Annotated in this window: 13 protein-coding genes and 2 pseudogenes; 9 read left to right on the top strand and 6 right to left on the bottom strand. The window is 69.2% G+C overall.

Features of this window, described 5'->3' with window-relative positions:
• Positions 1-233 precede the first annotated feature (233 nt).
• The 5 genes from QQY66_RS03490 to QQY66_RS03470 form a co-directional block, all read right to left on the bottom strand.
• Positions 234-419: a hypothetical protein gene (locus tag QQY66_RS03490; RefSeq protein WP_301977532.1), complete on the bottom strand. Its 186-nt coding sequence runs from the start codon at positions 417-419 to the stop codon at positions 234-236.
• 46 nt (positions 420-465) lie between these two features.
• Complete coding sequence (locus tag QQY66_RS03485) at positions 466-1,233, bottom strand: hypothetical protein (RefSeq protein ID WP_301977531.1); 768 nt, start codon at positions 1,231-1,233, stop codon at positions 466-468.
• Between the two features lie 2 nt (positions 1,234-1,235).
• Positions 1,236-1,502, bottom strand: coding sequence for a hypothetical protein (locus QQY66_RS03480; RefSeq protein ID WP_301977530.1), 267 nt, complete (start codon positions 1,500-1,502; stop codon positions 1,236-1,238).
• Positions 1,503-1,631: 129 nt separating this feature from the next.
• Positions 1,632-2,480, bottom strand: coding sequence for an XRE family transcriptional regulator (locus QQY66_RS03475; protein WP_301977529.1), 849 nt, complete (start codon positions 2,478-2,480; stop codon positions 1,632-1,634).
• Positions 2,477-3,163: a peptidoglycan-binding protein gene (locus tag QQY66_RS03470; RefSeq protein ID WP_301977528.1), complete on the bottom strand. Its 687-nt coding sequence runs from the start codon at positions 3,161-3,163 to the stop codon at positions 2,477-2,479. The genes QQY66_RS03475 and QQY66_RS03470 overlap by 4 nt, the downstream gene beginning before the upstream one ends.
• Positions 3,164-3,418: 255 nt before the next feature.
• Here QQY66_RS03470 and QQY66_RS03465 point away from each other — a divergent pair, with 255 nt between their 5' ends.
• The 6 genes and pseudogenes from QQY66_RS03465 to QQY66_RS03440 all read left to right on the top strand — a co-directional run bounded on the left by QQY66_RS03465 (position 3,419) and on the right by QQY66_RS03440 (position 9,608).
• Positions 3,419-3,871: a peptidoglycan-binding protein gene (locus tag QQY66_RS03465; RefSeq protein ID WP_301977527.1), complete on the top strand. Its 453-nt coding sequence runs from the start codon at positions 3,419-3,421 to the stop codon at positions 3,869-3,871.
• A gap of 333 nt (positions 3,872-4,204) precedes the next feature.
• Positions 4,205-4,645 (top strand): VOC family protein, encoded by a 441-nt coding sequence (locus QQY66_RS03460; RefSeq protein ID WP_301977526.1) that lies wholly within the window; start codon positions 4,205-4,207, stop codon positions 4,643-4,645.
• Positions 4,646-4,802: 157 nt separating this feature from the next.
• Entirely contained in the window at positions 4,803-5,207 is a 405-nt protein-coding gene (locus QQY66_RS03455) for a nuclear transport factor 2 family protein (protein ID WP_301977525.1), read from the top strand.
• 438 nt (positions 5,208-5,645) lie between these two features.
• Entirely contained in the window at positions 5,646-6,836 is a 1,191-nt protein-coding gene (locus QQY66_RS03450) for an IS110 family transposase (protein WP_301977523.1), read from the top strand.
• A gap of 15 nt (positions 6,837-6,851) precedes the next feature.
• A pseudogene (locus tag QQY66_RS03445) lies at positions 6,852-8,242 on the top strand (NF041680 family putative transposase).
• A 362-nt stretch (positions 8,243-8,604) separates the two neighbouring features.
• Positions 8,605-9,608: pseudogene (locus QQY66_RS03440) on the top strand (IS5 family transposase).
• A 66-nt stretch (positions 9,609-9,674) separates the two neighbouring features.
• Here QQY66_RS03440 and QQY66_RS03435 read toward each other — a convergent pair.
• Positions 9,675-11,945 (bottom strand): MMPL family transporter, encoded by a 2,271-nt coding sequence (locus QQY66_RS03435; RefSeq protein WP_301977521.1) that lies wholly within the window; start codon positions 11,943-11,945, stop codon positions 9,675-9,677.
• A gap of 175 nt (positions 11,946-12,120) precedes the next feature.
• Between QQY66_RS03435 and QQY66_RS03430 the strand changes: the two genes are divergently transcribed.
• The 3 genes from QQY66_RS03430 to QQY66_RS03420 all read left to right on the top strand — a co-directional run bounded on the left by QQY66_RS03430 (position 12,121) and on the right by QQY66_RS03420 (position 14,539).
• Complete coding sequence (locus tag QQY66_RS03430; RefSeq protein ID WP_301977520.1) at positions 12,121-13,293, top strand: sensor histidine kinase; 1,173 nt, start codon at positions 12,121-12,123, stop codon at positions 13,291-13,293.
• Positions 13,268-13,930, top strand: coding sequence for a response regulator transcription factor (locus QQY66_RS03425; RefSeq protein WP_301977519.1), 663 nt, complete (start codon positions 13,268-13,270; stop codon positions 13,928-13,930). The genes QQY66_RS03430 and QQY66_RS03425 overlap by 26 nt, the downstream gene beginning before the upstream one ends.
• 249 nt (positions 13,931-14,179) lie before the next feature.
• Positions 14,180-14,539, top strand: a complete 360-nt coding sequence (locus tag QQY66_RS03420) for a hypothetical protein (RefSeq protein ID WP_301977518.1) — start codon at positions 14,180-14,182, stop codon at positions 14,537-14,539.
• Positions 14,540-14,667 lie beyond the last annotated feature (128 nt).

Genomic DNA, 14,667 nt, shown 5'->3' with positions numbered 1-14,667 from the left:
CCTACAGGCTTCAAGGAGTGAATACCCGGACATCGCACTACCCCCGTAGTCTCGTCACCGAACGCGTTGGCGTCCGTCGCATACTCACACGGAACACCGATCGATAGCAATAGGTCAGCCTTACCCCCTGTCGTGGAGCGAGGCAAGGGCGGAAGTGAAGCCAGAAGGGAATCTTCCCTTTTGATCCTGTGGTCTCCAGGTCTCCACACCAGTGTCGGCCAGGTTCAACAACTTCACGTACGCATCGGCGTTGCGGGCGAGTTGGACGAGTGCATGGCCACGTCGCCGTACTCGGCGGCGACGGCGGCGCGGGCCGCGACCACCATGGCCAACTCCCGTGCGTCGGTGGCCCGCGCGAGCTGCCACGCACGCCAACTCGTCCATGGCGAGAGCAGCCATCGCCACACTGACGTTCTCACCGGATCACCGCGTCCGCGAGCCGCAGGCGGATGCCCGACATCTGCCTCACGACTCACCCTCCGGATCCACCACCGCGTGCCCGTTGAGCAGGGCCAGCGCTTTCGCGGCGTGCTGCGGTCGCTGGGTCGTATCCATACCGGCGGCCAGGAGGGCGTACAGCATTCGCTTCTGGGCGTGCTCGGGGAAACTGGTGAGGAATTCGCGCAGCACTTCGACGGCTCCGTGCTCTACGGTGCGCTCGTCCTCGGGACGGTGCTGGGCGAACACCTCCGCGACCCTGGTCACGTTGTCGGCGAGGTCGGAGAGCTTGGACCAGTCGACGCCTTCCCGCTCCACCCAGCGCACCAACAGGGCTGCAGGGTCGGCCAGTTCGGCGGCGAGCGCATCGGTCTTCTGTCGGCGCACCATGTCTGTGACGGCCTGCTGACGTTGCGCTGCCAGCAGCGTGGCCACGGCCGTCCGGTCGTCCGGCAGCAGATCCAGGGTCAGCTCGGCCGTGAACTCGACGGGAGGGTCGGTCGGCAGCTGGCGCTGTCGCGCAAGGTGCTGGCCCAAGACGTCCCGGGCCGAGGCGAGGTCGGCCGGATCACAGTCCGTGGAGACCTCGCCCGCCGCGCGTCTGAGTGCGGTGCGCACAGCCCTTGCGATCTCCTCGGTAGTGCCCGGATAGGGCGGCTCGGTGAGGACGGTGGCCGTGATCCGGGCGGTGAAGCCGATGCCGGGGCAGGAACTGCGCAGCCGGACCTCGAAACGGGTCAGGTCGCGGCGGACCGCACTGCGCGCACGGCGTCGCGACCATCGTGTGGAGGCCATGCTCAGAACTCCGCCGACGCCTGCTCGTGGGCGATCTGCACGGCCGACAACGCGGCGGGCAGCCGGAGGTCCTTGCGCAGTTCGATGACAGCCTTGCCGTTGGCGACCCCCGGTTCACCGAAGATGAGGGCTGAGATCGGAGTGGAGAACGGGTACAGCGCAGGCAGCCGGGGGCGTGGGGGAGCCGGGTGCGCACCTGACAGTGACGCAGTGAGCCGTAAGCGCACCGTGCCCAACAGGGAGGCCTGCTTGGGACGATGAGTCGCCATCAGAACTCGAGCATGGAGCCCATGTGTCGCTACGCCGCCATGCATTCGTCAGTGCTGCCCTGCTCCTGGCCACCGTCACCGGCTGCGGCACCGCTGCGACGTCCGAGGATGCAGAGCCCACCACACCGACTACCTCCACGACTCCGGCCGGCCCTCGACGCACTCCCGCCCGCCGCCCTCCGCCGGGAGGAAGCAGGCCCGGACGACGGTTCCGGAGTCGGCCGCGGTCATGGGGGTGTAGACGTAGGCCCGCGCGTCGATGTCGTCCGCGACCTTCGCGGAATGTGTACGGCCGCCCGCCGTGATCTCCAGCCGGTCGCCGACGCGCGTGGCCCACATTCGGGCCCAACTCGCCCCGCACTCCGTGTTGTGGCGCAGTTCCAGCCGGGCTCCGGTGGCCGTGCGGTGCGAGGCGAGCGTCTGCGGTGCGACGCTGCATTTCATGTGCATCGGGTTCCGGCCGTCACAGGCGGCTTCATGGCAGCGGGGCCCGAAGGCGGTCGACGGGGGCGACGACGTGGACGACCGTGATGCGTCGCTCTGGCCGGGCAGCAGGAGCAGAGTCGCCGCCACGCTCCCGACGACCACCACCACGGCACACACCCACGCGAGCGCGACCGCCGTACCCCCGCGACCAGGCCCCGCGTCCTCCTCCGCGACCGGACCCGGACCCGGACCCGGACTCGGCCCTGGTTCCGGAGCAGGGGACTCCGCGATCTCCCACAGTGCCAGGCACCGCCCCTCCGGTTCGCCGGCGAGGTGGCACAGCTCCCGCACCGCCGGGCACGGCGGCAGGGTCCTGCCGTTGAGATAGCGCTCCCAGGACGACTTGCTGAACGAGGTCCGCGCCGCGAGGCCCGCCAGGCTCAGGCCTGTGCGGGTCTTCAGGTCTCGCAGCGCGGCAGCCAGCCGCGCGCGCTCCGGGGACGGCGGTGCCGGTGTTGGTGTCGGTGTCGGTGTCGGTGTCGTGCGCGTCATGCCCGTAGCGCTCCCCACGTGTGCGGGCCGACGATGCCGTCGACGACCAGGCCGGCCCGCTGCTGGAGGCGTTTGACCGCGGCTTCCGTCAGCGGACCGTAGATGCCGTCCACGTCTCCCGGCGAGATGCCCGCCCGGCGCAGCAGGCACTGCGCCTCGGCCACCTTCGGACCGGCCTGGCCGGATGTCAGGACGGCGTCCGCGGTGCGGCTGTTGCCCGCGTACCAGCGGCCGTCGTTCCGCTCCAGGCGGCAGGTGTACGTGGGCTTCGACCGCGACGGCGAGGCAGCCGCCCCGCCGTCGAGCTGTACGGCCAGCAGGACCGTCGCGAAGACGGCCAGGACCAGGGCCCCCGCCACCAGCACGCCCTGCGGCGGACGCCGTTTGGTTGTTGGTGCTGTTCGTGGTGTTGCCGGTGGTCGCCAGGCCTCTATGGCGACCTCCCGCAGCGCGAGCAGCCTGGTCGGATCGTCGCCGCAGATCCGGGCCATCGCCTCGACGGCCTCCGGGGGCGGCAGCGACCTGCCCCCCAGATACCGCTCCCACGACTTCGCGCTATACCCGGTCTTCGTCTCCAACTGGCGCATGCTCAGCCCGCTGTGGTCCTTCAACCGGCGCAGCCGCACCACCAACTGGCGGACGCGCGGATTCAGTTCGGCGGGCAGTTCTTTCCAACGCGACATGTCACCCTCACTCGCGTTCGCGGTCCCCGTTCCTCGATCGTTCCCGGATCGCATGGTGCGCCCGCAGACACGGGACCGGACCCGAGGGCGTCCCAGCCGTCCCGTCGCACCGACTCCATGGGCCCCGTCCGGGCAGGTCAGCGCGTGGGACGTCCCGTGCGGACGTCACTTCTGCGGCGATGGTGGCGACACCTGCTCCCGGCCCCGCACGCTCGATTCATCGGATCCCCGGATGCCACAGGAAAGGAAAACGACATGCGCACCATCACCAGGACCCTCGTCGGTGTCGCCACCGCCGCCGGGATCGCCGCCGGAGGCGTGGCGGCCGCGGGCACCGGCTTCGCGGCGACTCAGCCGGCTGCCACGGCCGCGGTGAGTGCCCAGGACGTCTCCGTGCTCGCTGAAGAGAACCTCGGCCTGGACGAGCAGCGGGCCAAGAACTGGCAGTGCTGGCTGCGCGACGCGGGTTACGACCCCGGCGAGATCGACGGGAAGCTGGGCACCAGCAGCTGGACCGCGGCGCAGCGGTATTTCAACCTCCTGGGCCTTGACGCGGGCGAAGTCGACGGAAAGGTCGGACCCGACACGATCAGTGCGCTGCAGCGCTACCTGAACTCGGTCGGCGACTACAACCTCGCCGTCGACGGGGACGCCGGCGAGGCGACCAGGGCCGCGTTCTGGGACTTCAACGGGAAGACCGGCTGCTGAGCCGGCCTGACGACCGCGGCCCGTCCTCCCAGCGGGGAGAGGACGGGCCGCGGCGCGTGCCGTACGTTGTGTCAGCTTGTTCTTTAACCTCCGGCTGTCCTGCCCCATCGATGTCTGAGCAGTCTCATCGAAGTCTGATTGTTCTATGACACTGCACCTTGAGCGCGTGCCATCGAGGTTTGAGTGGTGCAGGCCGCTCGCTGAGACTCCATGATCCTGACAGCCCTGCGGTTCTCGAAGGGAATGTGGCCGAGGACGTCGAGGGCGGCTTCTCAGCTCCGTCTCAGGGGCAGAAGCGGCTACCGTGGCCGTGCCGCACGAAGGAGGCCCAACATGACGATCCAGCGGATGGACAACGTCCTCATCGTCGTCGACGACCTTGAGGCTGTCATTGCATTCTTCGTCGAACTCGGCATGGAGCTCGAGGGTAAGGGGCCACTCGAATGGCGCGGGGCGGAGCGTGTCATCGGGCTCGATGACGTCCGGCAGGACATCGCCATGCTGCGGGTCCCGGACGGCCACGGGCGAGTAGAGCTGGCGAAGTTCCACAGGCCGAAGGCCATCACCCCCGAGCTGAAAGACGCGCCGGCGAACACGCTCGGCCTTCGTCGAATCATGTTTGCCGTCGACGACATCGAGGACGTCGTTGCCCGCCTGCGGGCCCACGGTGCCGAACTCGTCGGCGAGATCGTGCAGTACGAGAACATCTATCGGCTCTGCTACGTCCGCGGCCCCGAGGGCATCGTCGTCGGACTCGCCGAGCAGCTCAGCTGAAGCCCTCCGACGGGGCCGTGCACCCACAGGGCAGGCGGGCACGGCCCCGCCTCGGTTGACTTGCGGCTTCGACACATGTCGGCACGGCCTAGAGGGTGCTCTTGAATCAGGGCTTGATGGGCTTGCACCGCATATCCGGCCTGTAAGGTCGACACGCATGACAGCAGAGTCACCGACGCAGACTGTGCAACGCTTGTTCCCGCTGCTCGCCGAGGGGAAGAGTGCGGAGGCGGCGGCGCTGTTCGCCGACTCGGTGTCGTTCTCAATCCCGCACCCGCCGGGCATTCCGTGGGTACCGGAGGTCGACTCGGCGGAGGGCATGCGGACGTTCTTCGAGCTGCTGCAGATCCATGTGCAAGCCAAGGAGTTCGACCTCCGCCAGGTCATCGCCGAGGGCGACGATGTGGTGCTCATCGGGCGCATGGTCTCCGAGGTCAAGAAGACGGGCCGGGACATCGAAACCGCGTTCGCCCTGCACACCACGGTCCGGGACGGGCGGATCACCCGTTACCACCTCTACGAGGACAGCTACGCCGTTGCCAAGGCCTACTTCGGCGACTGATCGTCCGGCGGGCTCGCTCAGCTTGTCTTTCAACCTCTGGCCTCGAACGTCGCATCGCACGCGCTCGCTCGTCCGGGGACTCGCCGGGCAGGCGGACGGCCTTCGCGTGATCATGTGTTCCGCCACGGAATCAGGTTCATACGAAGGCCGCAGAGGTGAGTTTGCTGCACCACGATGCCCGGCGGGACGCGTTCGACTTCGCCTCACACTTCCCTACGTTGTTCTGCGGGACGTGGTGAGCCCTTCGTATGGTTCACCCACCCAGGGGCGCGGGTGTGGCTTTCACGCTTCTGCCGCTTGTGGCTACCCCGGATTGGCCGCCCGACGCCCCACGACGACTCGGCTGCCAATTAGGAATTGCGAATGATCGCTGAGTAGGGAATCGACAGCGAGGTCGTCTGTGAGAGGCATCAGCAGAACACCGCACGGAGGCACCACATGGCTGCGATCTGGGCCGGCATCGACGCAGGCAAGACCCATCACCATTGCGTCGCGATCGACGAGAGCGGTCGTCGACTGCTGTCGAGACGCGTCGCCAACGACGAACCCGAACTCCTCAAACTCCTCGCCGACGTCCTGACCTTGGGTGAAGAGGTGACCTGGGGCATCGACCTGGCCGACGGCGGCGCTGCCCTGACCATCGCGATCCTCCTCAACCACGATCAGCCGGTGCGTTACATCTCTGGCCGGGCGATCCACCGCGCCTCCGAGAGCTACCGCGGCGAAGGCAAGACCGACGCCAAGGATGCCGCAGTCATCGCCGACCAGGTCCGCGTCCGCCGTGACCTGCACCCCTTACGGACCAGCGACGAGACCGTCACCGACCTCAGGATCCTCACCGGCCGGCGCATGGACCTGGTCGCCGACCGCACACGAGCCATCAACCGCCTCCGCGCCCAGATCAGCAGCATCTTCCCGGCCTTGGAACGAGCTCTGGACCTCAACAACACTGGCCCGCTCGTCTTGCTGACGGGCTACCAGACCCCGGCCGCCTTGCGCCGGATTGGCGCCAGACGGCTGGAGACCTGGCTGCGTAACCGCGGGGTCACCCGTGCCGACCGGCTCGCCGAGGCGGCGGTCCACGCCGCAGAGCGCCAACACACCAGCCTGCCCGGGGAGAAGCTGGCCGCCCAGATGATGCACACGCTCGCGAAGGAGGTGATGGCCCTCAACGAGCAGGTGGCCGAGCTCGACAAGCGCATCGAGGCCCGGTTTCGCGAACACCACGCCTTCGAAGTGATCACCAGCATGCCCGGCCTGAGCGTCATCCTCGGCGCCGAGTTCCTAGCCGCGACCGGCGGCGACATGGCCGTCTTCGGCACACCGGACCGACTTGCCAGCTTCGGCGGTGTCGCCCCGGTGCCCCGAGACTCTGGCAGGATCAGCGGCAGCCTGAAGCGTCCTCAGCGATACAACCGCCGCCTCCAACGTGTCTTCTACACCTCGGCGTTGTTCAGCATCCGGTACTGCCAGGACTCCAGGCGCTTTTACGAACGCAAGCGTGCCGAGGGCAAGCGTCACACGCAGGCGGTCCTCGCTCTTGCCCGCCGCCGCGTCAACGTTCTGTGGGCTCTTCTGCGCGACGGGCGGCGTTACGAGCCCGCGCCACCGATCACTCTGGTGGCTTGACAAACAGCATTAGGAATCCGGGACGACTTCTACTCGTGCCTGACCCGGCGCGGTGACACGCTGTTCGAGCTGACCGACGCGTTGCTGTGCGCGGACGGCCCGGTGACCACGCCGGTGGACCTCACGCTGACGGCCGAGCACCGGCGTGGGCACGGCGCGATGTACGACGCGCTGAACAGCGGGAACGTCGATGTGCCGCGACTGCGGCAGGTATTGGCCGGATTGCCGCAGCCCGAGGCCGCCGACGGGCGTCTGGTCCTGGCGGTGGACGTCACCCACTGGCTGCGGCCGGACGCTCCGTGCAGTGCCGACCGCTTGTTCTGCCACGTCTACGGCCGCTGCGGACGCTCGTCGGACCAATTCGTCCCCGGCTGGCCCTACTCGTTCGTTGCCGCGTTGGAGTCGGGCCGGACCTCGTGGTGCCAGATCCTGGACGCGTTGCGGCTGGGGCCGGCCGATGATGTCGCCGAGGTCACCGCGGCCCAGGTCCGCCGGGTGGTCGAGGACCTCATCGACATGGGCCGTTGGCACGCGGGTGACCGCGACATCCTGGTCGTCTTCGACGCCGGCTACGACGCTCCGCGCATGGCCTATCTGCTGGAAGGACTGCCGGTGGAGGTCCTCGGGCGGATGCGCACGGACCGCGTGATGCGCAAACCCGTCCCGGTTCCCTGGATCTCGCCGCCGCAGGGCGGGCGCCCGCCGAAGCACGGCAAGGAGTTCCGCTTCGCCAAGCCCGACACCTGGGGCGCGCCCGATGCCGCGACCCTGCAGGTCACCGACCGCTGTGGCACCGCTCGCGTGATGGCCTGGACCGCATTCACCCCCGGCTGACCACCCGCTCCGCGTGGATCGACCATACCAGCGAACTCCCCGTCATCGAGGGCACGTTGATCCGCCTGGAAGTCGACCGCCTGCCAGGCGGCCACGATCCGCTCCCTGTCTGGCTATGGTCGTCAGCCACCGGCATGTCGGGCGAGGGCGTCGACCTGCGCTGGCAGGCGTTCCTGCGCAGATTCGACCTGGAGCACACCTTCCGGATGATCAAGCAGACGCTCGGCTGGACCCGCCCGAAGCTCCGCACCCCCGAGGCGGCGGACCGGTGGACCTGGCTGGTCATCGCGGCCCATACCCAACTCCGCCTCGCCCGGCCGCTGGCCGCGGACCTCCGTCGCCCCTGGGAGAAGTCGGCCGAGCCCGGTCGGCTCACTCCCGCCCGGGTCCGCCGGGGGTTCAGGAACCTCCGCCCCAACTTGCCCTGCCCGGCACGTGCGCCCAAACCCAACCGGCCCGGCCCTGGCAGGCCACTCGGCTCGAAGAACCGGCACCCCGCCACCCGCTACGACGTGGGCAAAACCGTCAAGCGACCCGAGACCATCGCCGAACGTGACCAGGTCAGACCATAAAGAACAAGGTCAGAGGCTGTTTCTGATCCTGGGTGCTGGTGACGGGCCTGGTGGACGGTTCGTTGGACCGGTATGGGGACGGGGGACATCGAGTAGGTGCAGGTGAAGCCCATGCGCCCCGTGCGGCCGGTGCGATCCCGGCCTGGGGGTGCATGAGAAGCACTAGGCCCGTCACCGCAGAGAGAGTGGCACGGAGCCTTGGCGGGCCACGGGCGACGGGATCGAGCAGGGCCGGCTGGAGGTCGGTGCCCGCTCAACTTGACGTGTGGTTCAAAAGACTGAGGCCTAGGGCGCGTATCGCGTCGTGATCAATTTGCGGGATGTGCCTTCGTGGCACGGTCCGGTCCGATAGACGGTCTTACGTGACGCGAGTGCAACTGACCGATCCGGATTGGGAGTTCATCGAGCCGTACCTGCCGATCGGCGAGTACGGCCCGTACCTCGAGCGACTGCGGCAGCAGTTCGAGGGCGTGATCTGGCGGTTCAAGACGGGCGGGCAGTGGCGGGAGATGCCGACGGAGTTCGGCGCCTGGTCGACCGTCCACAACCGCTTCCGGCAGTGGCGTGACGCCGGCGTCTTCGAGGCCCTGCTGGAGGGCCTGATCACGGAAGCCGCGAAGCGAGGTGAGGTGGACCTGTCCCTGGTCAGCATCGACTCCACCACCGCCCGAGCCCACCACGACGCGGCCGGGATGCACCTCGACGAGGACGTCGTCACCGCCCTGGAGAAAGCCGCGGCCGAGGAGGAGAAGGCCAGGTCAAAGGGGGCGGCCTCGAAGAGCAAAACGGGCAAGAGACCGAATGTGATCCCGCGCTGGATGAACGACGACGCATCCGGCGTCGGCGGAAACTCCGGCTGAAGGCCGGCCTCCTCGGACGTTCCAGAGGCGGGCAGACCAGCAAGGTCCACCTCGCCGCCGACCGCAAGTGCCGCCCGCTGGCGTTCATCCTGACCACAGGCCAGGCAGCGGACAGCCCGCAGTTCATCCCCGTCCTGAAGAAGGTACGGGTACGCGGGCCCGTCGGCCGACCCCGCATCCGGCCGGACGCGGTCGCCGGGGACAAGGCGTACTCGTCCCGCGGAAACCGCGCCCACCTGCGCAAACGCCGTATCAAGGCGGTCATCCCGGAGAAGAAGGACCAGGCCGCCAACCGGAAGAAGAAGGGCTCCAGAGGTGGCCGACCCGTCAGCCACGACGCCGATCTCCACAAGGAGCGGAACACCGTCGAACGCCTGATCAACAAGCTCAAAGCATGGCGAGGCATCGCCACCCGATACGACAAGACTCCCGACAGCTACCTCGCCGGTCTCCACCTGCGCGCCTCGATGATCTGGATCAAGGACCTCACCAGGACCACCCGATGATCACGACTCGATATGCCCCAGGTGACGCGCTGAGGTGCCGGACGCCAAGGGCGGGCAGGAGTTGAGTCAACGGTCAACCAGCCGTGGACGCGGGGCCTCACCCGTGGATTCCGCGTCGGTGTCGTCGGTGCCGACCGGGCCGCGGGGAAGCATCCAGTCCAGCCACTTCGGCAGCCACCAGTTGGTCCGGCCGAGGAGTGTCATGGTCGCCGGTACCAGCACCATGCGTACGACCGTGGCGTCGATGAAGATCGCGGTGGCCAGGCCGAGCCCGAACATTTTGGTGGAGGGGTCCTCGGCGACGGCGAAGGACAGGAAGACCGCCACCATGATGAGGGCGGCCGAGGTGATGATCCGGGCGGTGCCCGAGACGCCCTCAACGATCGCCGTGCCGTTGTCGCCGGTGCGCAGGTACTCCTCGCGTACGCGGGAGAGGAGGAACACCTCGTAGTCCATCGACAGGCCGAACAGGATGGCGAAGAGGAACATCGGGATGAACGACACGATCGGAACCGTCGCTTCCAGCCCGATGAGTGCGCCTGCCCAGCCCCACTGGAAGACCGCGACCATGATGCCGTAGGCCGCGCCGATGCTCAGCAGATTCAGCAGTACCGCCTTGAGCGGTACGAGTATCGAGCGGAAGACCAGCATCAGCAGCAGGAACGACATCGCCAGCACGGTGGCGACGAACACCGGCAGGCGTTGGCTGGTGCGTTGGCCCACATCGGACAGGCTCGCGGCGGCGCCGCCGACGTGGGCCCTGGCCGGGCCGTGCCCGATCGCCGTGGGCAGCACGTCGGTGCGCAGCCGGGCGATGGTGTCGGCAGTGGCCTTGTCCTGAGGGCTGGTGGTCGGGAACACCACGAGGGTCGCGATGCCGGTGGCCCGATCGATGTGCGTCGGCGCGACGGATGCGATGCCCGGATCCGCCGCGACCGTTGCGACGAGTCGGTCCAGCACTCCCGGATCACCGGCGGGGTCCGCGGCGATGACGAGGGGACCGTTGGTGCCCGGGCCGAATCCCTCGGCGACGAGGTCGTACGCGCGGCGCTCGGTCCGGCTCTGCGGCAGTGAGCCGTCGTCGGGCAGGCCGACACGCAGGCCGAGCACGGGCAGCGTCGCCGTCAGCAGCAGCCCCGCCGCGCCGACCGCGTACGGCACCGGGTGCCGGCTGACGTGCCCGATCCAGCGACGCCACCCGGCGGCGTGGGCGGCGCCTGCCGCCGGGTCCCGCCGCCGTGCGAGTCGGCCCAGCTTCCTGGTCTGCAGAGCCCGGCCGATCCGGCCGGCCCGGGCCAGGCGTGGGCCGGCGGCGCCGAGGAAGGCCGGCAGCAGCGTCACCGACGCGAGCACCATGGTCAGGACGACGATCGAGACGGCAAGTCCGCCCACCGTCATGAACGGCACGTTCGCGACCGCCATGCCGAGGATCGATACGACGACGGTTCCGCCGGCGAAGACCACCGGCCGCCCCGCCGTGGCCACCGCTCGTCCGGCCGCCTCGTGCGGATCGAGCCCGCGCGCGAGGTACTCCCGGTGCCTGGCGAGCACGAACAGCGCGTAGTCGATGCCCACTCCGAGCCCGACCATGCTGCCCAGGACCGGTGCGAAGGTGGGGACGTCCGTGACCCCCGCCAGTACCGTCATCGTGGCGACACCGACGGTCAGTCCGAAGACCGCCATGCCGATCGGCAGCGCGGCGGCGACGAGCGAACCGAACGCCAGGAACAGGATCGCGGCCGCGGCGAGGAGGCCGATCAACTCGCTCACGCCGCCGTCGGGGTCGGAGAAGGCGTAGAAGAGGTTTCCGCCCATCTCGATGCGCAGGGGCAGTTCGGCGCGCAGCCGGTCGCCGAGATCGACGAGGGCGTCGAGGTCTTCGGCCGACAGCCGGCTCTGGTCGGGGTACTGCACCCGGACGACCGCGATCCGCCCGTCGGCCGAGACGAGGCCGCCGCGCACGGCGGTGTCCCCGCCTGCGTCGAGTGCCCCCGCCGGGTCGCTCGTGCCGAGCACGTGCGGCAGCCGTTTCACCTCGGTCTGCAGCCGCGTGAGAGCGGTGCGCGCGCTGCCGTGGTCGAAGAACCTCGCAGCGCCGTCGAGGGGGGTGACGACCACTTGGGCGGTCATCCCCTCCTGGCCGGTGCCGGCCCGCTCGATCAGTTCCGCGGCCCGCTGGGAGTCCAGTCCCGGAGCGGTCATCGAATCCGCATTCCGCCCGCCGAAGGCGACGGCGGCGAGGACGGCGAGCGTGGCGGCGACCAGCCATGCCGCGATCACCCGCCAGGGATGGCGGGCGGCGCTTGCGCCCAGGCGCAACAGGGCTTTCGAGAGCATCGGGTCCTCCAACCACCTCGTCGGCCGTCCTTGTACGGCCGCCGATGCCGAGGCTCGTCGCCACGGCGCTCTTCGGCATCGGCTCGCGGGCCGCGGATCCGTCGGCCCCAAGTCGGAGTGACGCCCCGTCCTTTCGGCCGATGCGCGGCACGGCGCGGTCCCTACGCTGAGAACCGTGCTGCGAGACGACCTGCGAACCCTGTGGACCGAACCCCGGCCGCCCGACGCGCCCGCCCGGGTGCGGCGGGACTGGGCGCTGCTCGCCGCGGGCCTGGGCGGTGTGGTGCTGGAGGCCACCCTGCGCGAGAACGTCGTGTGGCGGCCGGTGGCGGTGGGTTTCACCGTATGGCTGTGCCTGCTGCCTCTGTGGCGCCGGACCCGCCCGCTGGCGATGGTCACGCTGGCGTTCGGCTCGGTGATGCTGCTCCAGGTGGCCTCGCTCGTCGCCGCACCGCGCGAGCCCGTCGGCCTGGACACCGGCGCGGTCGTGCTCGTGCTGGTGTACGCGCTGCCCCGGTGGGGATCGGGACGCGAGATCGTGCTGGGCGGCGCGGTGATCCTCGCGGTCGGCGCGCTGTGTGTCGTCACGTACGAGGCTCCGGTCGTCGAAAAGGTCGTGGGCTTCGTCTTCCTGCTGCTGCCCGGCGTGGTCGGGGCTGCCGTGCGGTTCCGGGTGACCGCTCGCGAGCGGCAGTTGGAGCAGGTGCGCTCCCGCGAGCGTGAGCAGCTCGCCCGGGAACTGCACGACACGGTGGCCCACCACGTGTCGGCCATGGTGATCACCGCCCAGGCGGGCCGGGTGCTCGCGGGCACCGACCCGTCCGCCGCCGTCGAGGCGCTGGAGGGGGTCGAGGAGGAAGGGGCGCGCACGCTGGAGGAAATGCGCGCCATGGTCGCCGCGCTGCGCGACCGCGGGGTCGGCGCCGAGCTGGCGCCGCCTGCCGGCGTCGCGGATCTGGAGCGCCTGGTGCGCACGCCGGGTGATCGCCTCAAGGTCGACCTGGGGCTCGACGGCGAACTGGACTCGCTGCCCCCGGCCGTGGACGCGGCCGTCTACCGGATCGTGCAGGAGGCGGTGACCAACGCGCTGCGCCATGCGGTCGACGCGACCGAGCTCGTCGTCCGGGTCGCCGCGGAACGGCACACGGTACGGGTGAGCGTGCGCGACAACGGCCGGCGCACAGGCCGGGGTCGCGACGGATACGGACTTACCGGACTGCGCGAGCGCGCGACCCTGCTCGGCGGCACACTACGAGCCGGCCCGGGTACCGACCGGGGCTGGCATGTCGAAGCCGAACTGCCGAGAGCGAGGAGCGAGAGCGGTGTCCATTCGCGTCCTCGTCGCTGACGACCAGGCGATCATCCGCACCGGGTTGCGGATCATGCTGAACGCCCAGCCCGGAATCGAGGTGGTCGGCGAGGCCGACGACGGACACGAAGCGGTACGTCTGGCCCGCGAACTGCGCCCCGACGTCTGCCTGTTCGACATCCGCATGCCCGTGCTCGACGGGCTCGAGGCCACCCGGCTGATCGCCGGCCCGGGCGTCGCCGACCCGCTGGCCGTGGTCGTCATCACCACGTTCGACCTCGACGAGTACGTCTACGGCTCACTGCGTGCCGGCGCCCGCGGATTCCTCCTCAAGGACACGGGACCGGACCTTCTGGCCCAGGCCGTACGGTCGGCGTCCGACGGTGAGGCGCTCATCGCGCCCAGCGTCACCGTCCGTCTGCTCCAGGCGTTCGCGGACCTGCCCGCCGGCCGGCCCGCGGCCCAGCCGGTCTCCCCCGTCACCGCCCGCGAGGAGCAGGTGCTCCTCGCCGTCGCCCGCGGGCTGACCAACACCGAGATCGCCGACGCTCTGCACATCAGCCTCAGCACGGTGAAGACGCATCTGGCGAGCCTGATGGCCAAACTCGGCGCCCGCAACCGGGTCGAGATCGCGATGTGGGCCTACGAGACGCGCCGTATCCTCCCCGGAACCTGAGCCGGGTGCCGGGCCATGTCCCATGAGTCCCCGCCCGGACATCAGTGCACCGGTCGGCTCACGTCGGCTCCACGTGCCTCACCCGCCCCAGAGCGTGACGTACCAGGAGGCCGGAACTGGGACGGTGAGACACCCGATACGACAAGACTCCCGACAGCTACCTCGCCAGTCTCCACCTGCACGCCTCGATGATCTGGATCAAAGACCTCACCAGAACCACCCGATGATCACGACTCGATACGCGCCCTAGTGGCGGGTGGTGCCTTAACCACGGCGGCGCCAGCCGGCGCCGCACCGTCGAACCCGTGCTACGACGGCGCGCAGGACTTCACCAAGTACGAGGGCTGGCCCACTGCGCCGATGGGCGGGGCCTACTTCAAAACGTCGACCCGCTGTCGTGACATCAATGTGAAGCTGGCGATCCCCGTCGAGGTCCAGGTCTGCTTCTTCGCGAAGGAGACGCTCGCACGGCTGTACTGCAACGACTACAAGGACGCGCCAGCACGGACCTGGAAGGTGCTTGCTTTCAACGTCTCGGATGGGCAGCCCTTCAATTTGAACTTCAAAGACGTCCGATACGAGGAGTTCGCCGGGAAGGTAGCGTCATAGGGGCGCCTTGGCGGGATCACGGGGTGCCTTTCCGCGTCCGATGGCTGACGCGGAAAGGCACCCCGTTGGGCGTCCCGGGGGCCTGTGGTGGTGATGATGGACGGCGTCCTCGGCTTGTATGACGTGAC

Source organism: Streptomyces sp. DG2A-72, from assembly GCF_030499575.1.
Taxonomy (GTDB): Bacteria; Actinomycetota; Actinomycetes; order Streptomycetales; family Streptomycetaceae; genus Streptomyces.
This window is presented reverse-complemented; position numbering and strand designations above follow the sequence as displayed.

Bases quoted from the DNA above. Each gene is read 5' to 3' on its own strand.
- QQY66_RS03475 (WP_301977529.1), bottom strand. From the start codon at position 2,480: ATGACGCGCACGACACCGACACCGACACCGACACCAACACCGGCACCG.
- QQY66_RS03450 (WP_301977523.1), top strand. From the start codon at position 5,646: ATGGCTGCGATCTGGGCCGGCATCGACGCAGGCAAGACCCATCACCAT.
- QQY66_RS03465 (WP_301977527.1), top strand. From the start codon at position 3,419: ATGCGCACCATCACCAGGACCCTCGTCGGTGTCGCCACCGCCGCCGGG.
- QQY66_RS03435 (WP_301977521.1), bottom strand. From the start codon at position 11,945: ATGCTCTCGAAAGCCCTGTTGCGCCTGGGCGCAAGCGCCGCCCGCCAT.
- QQY66_RS03485 (WP_301977531.1), bottom strand. From the start codon at position 1,233: ATGGCCTCCACACGATGGTCGCGACGCCGTGCGCGCAGTGCGGTCCGC.
- QQY66_RS03460 (WP_301977526.1), top strand. From the start codon at position 4,205: ATGACGATCCAGCGGATGGACAACGTCCTCATCGTCGTCGACGACCTT.
- QQY66_RS03480 (WP_301977530.1), bottom strand. From the start codon at position 1,502: ATGGCGACTCATCGTCCCAAGCAGGCCTCCCTGTTGGGCACGGTGCGC.
- QQY66_RS03470 (WP_301977528.1), bottom strand. From the start codon at position 3,163: ATGTCGCGTTGGAAAGAACTGCCCGCCGAACTGAATCCGCGCGTCCGC.
- QQY66_RS03455 (WP_301977525.1), top strand. From the start codon at position 4,803: ATGACAGCAGAGTCACCGACGCAGACTGTGCAACGCTTGTTCCCGCTG.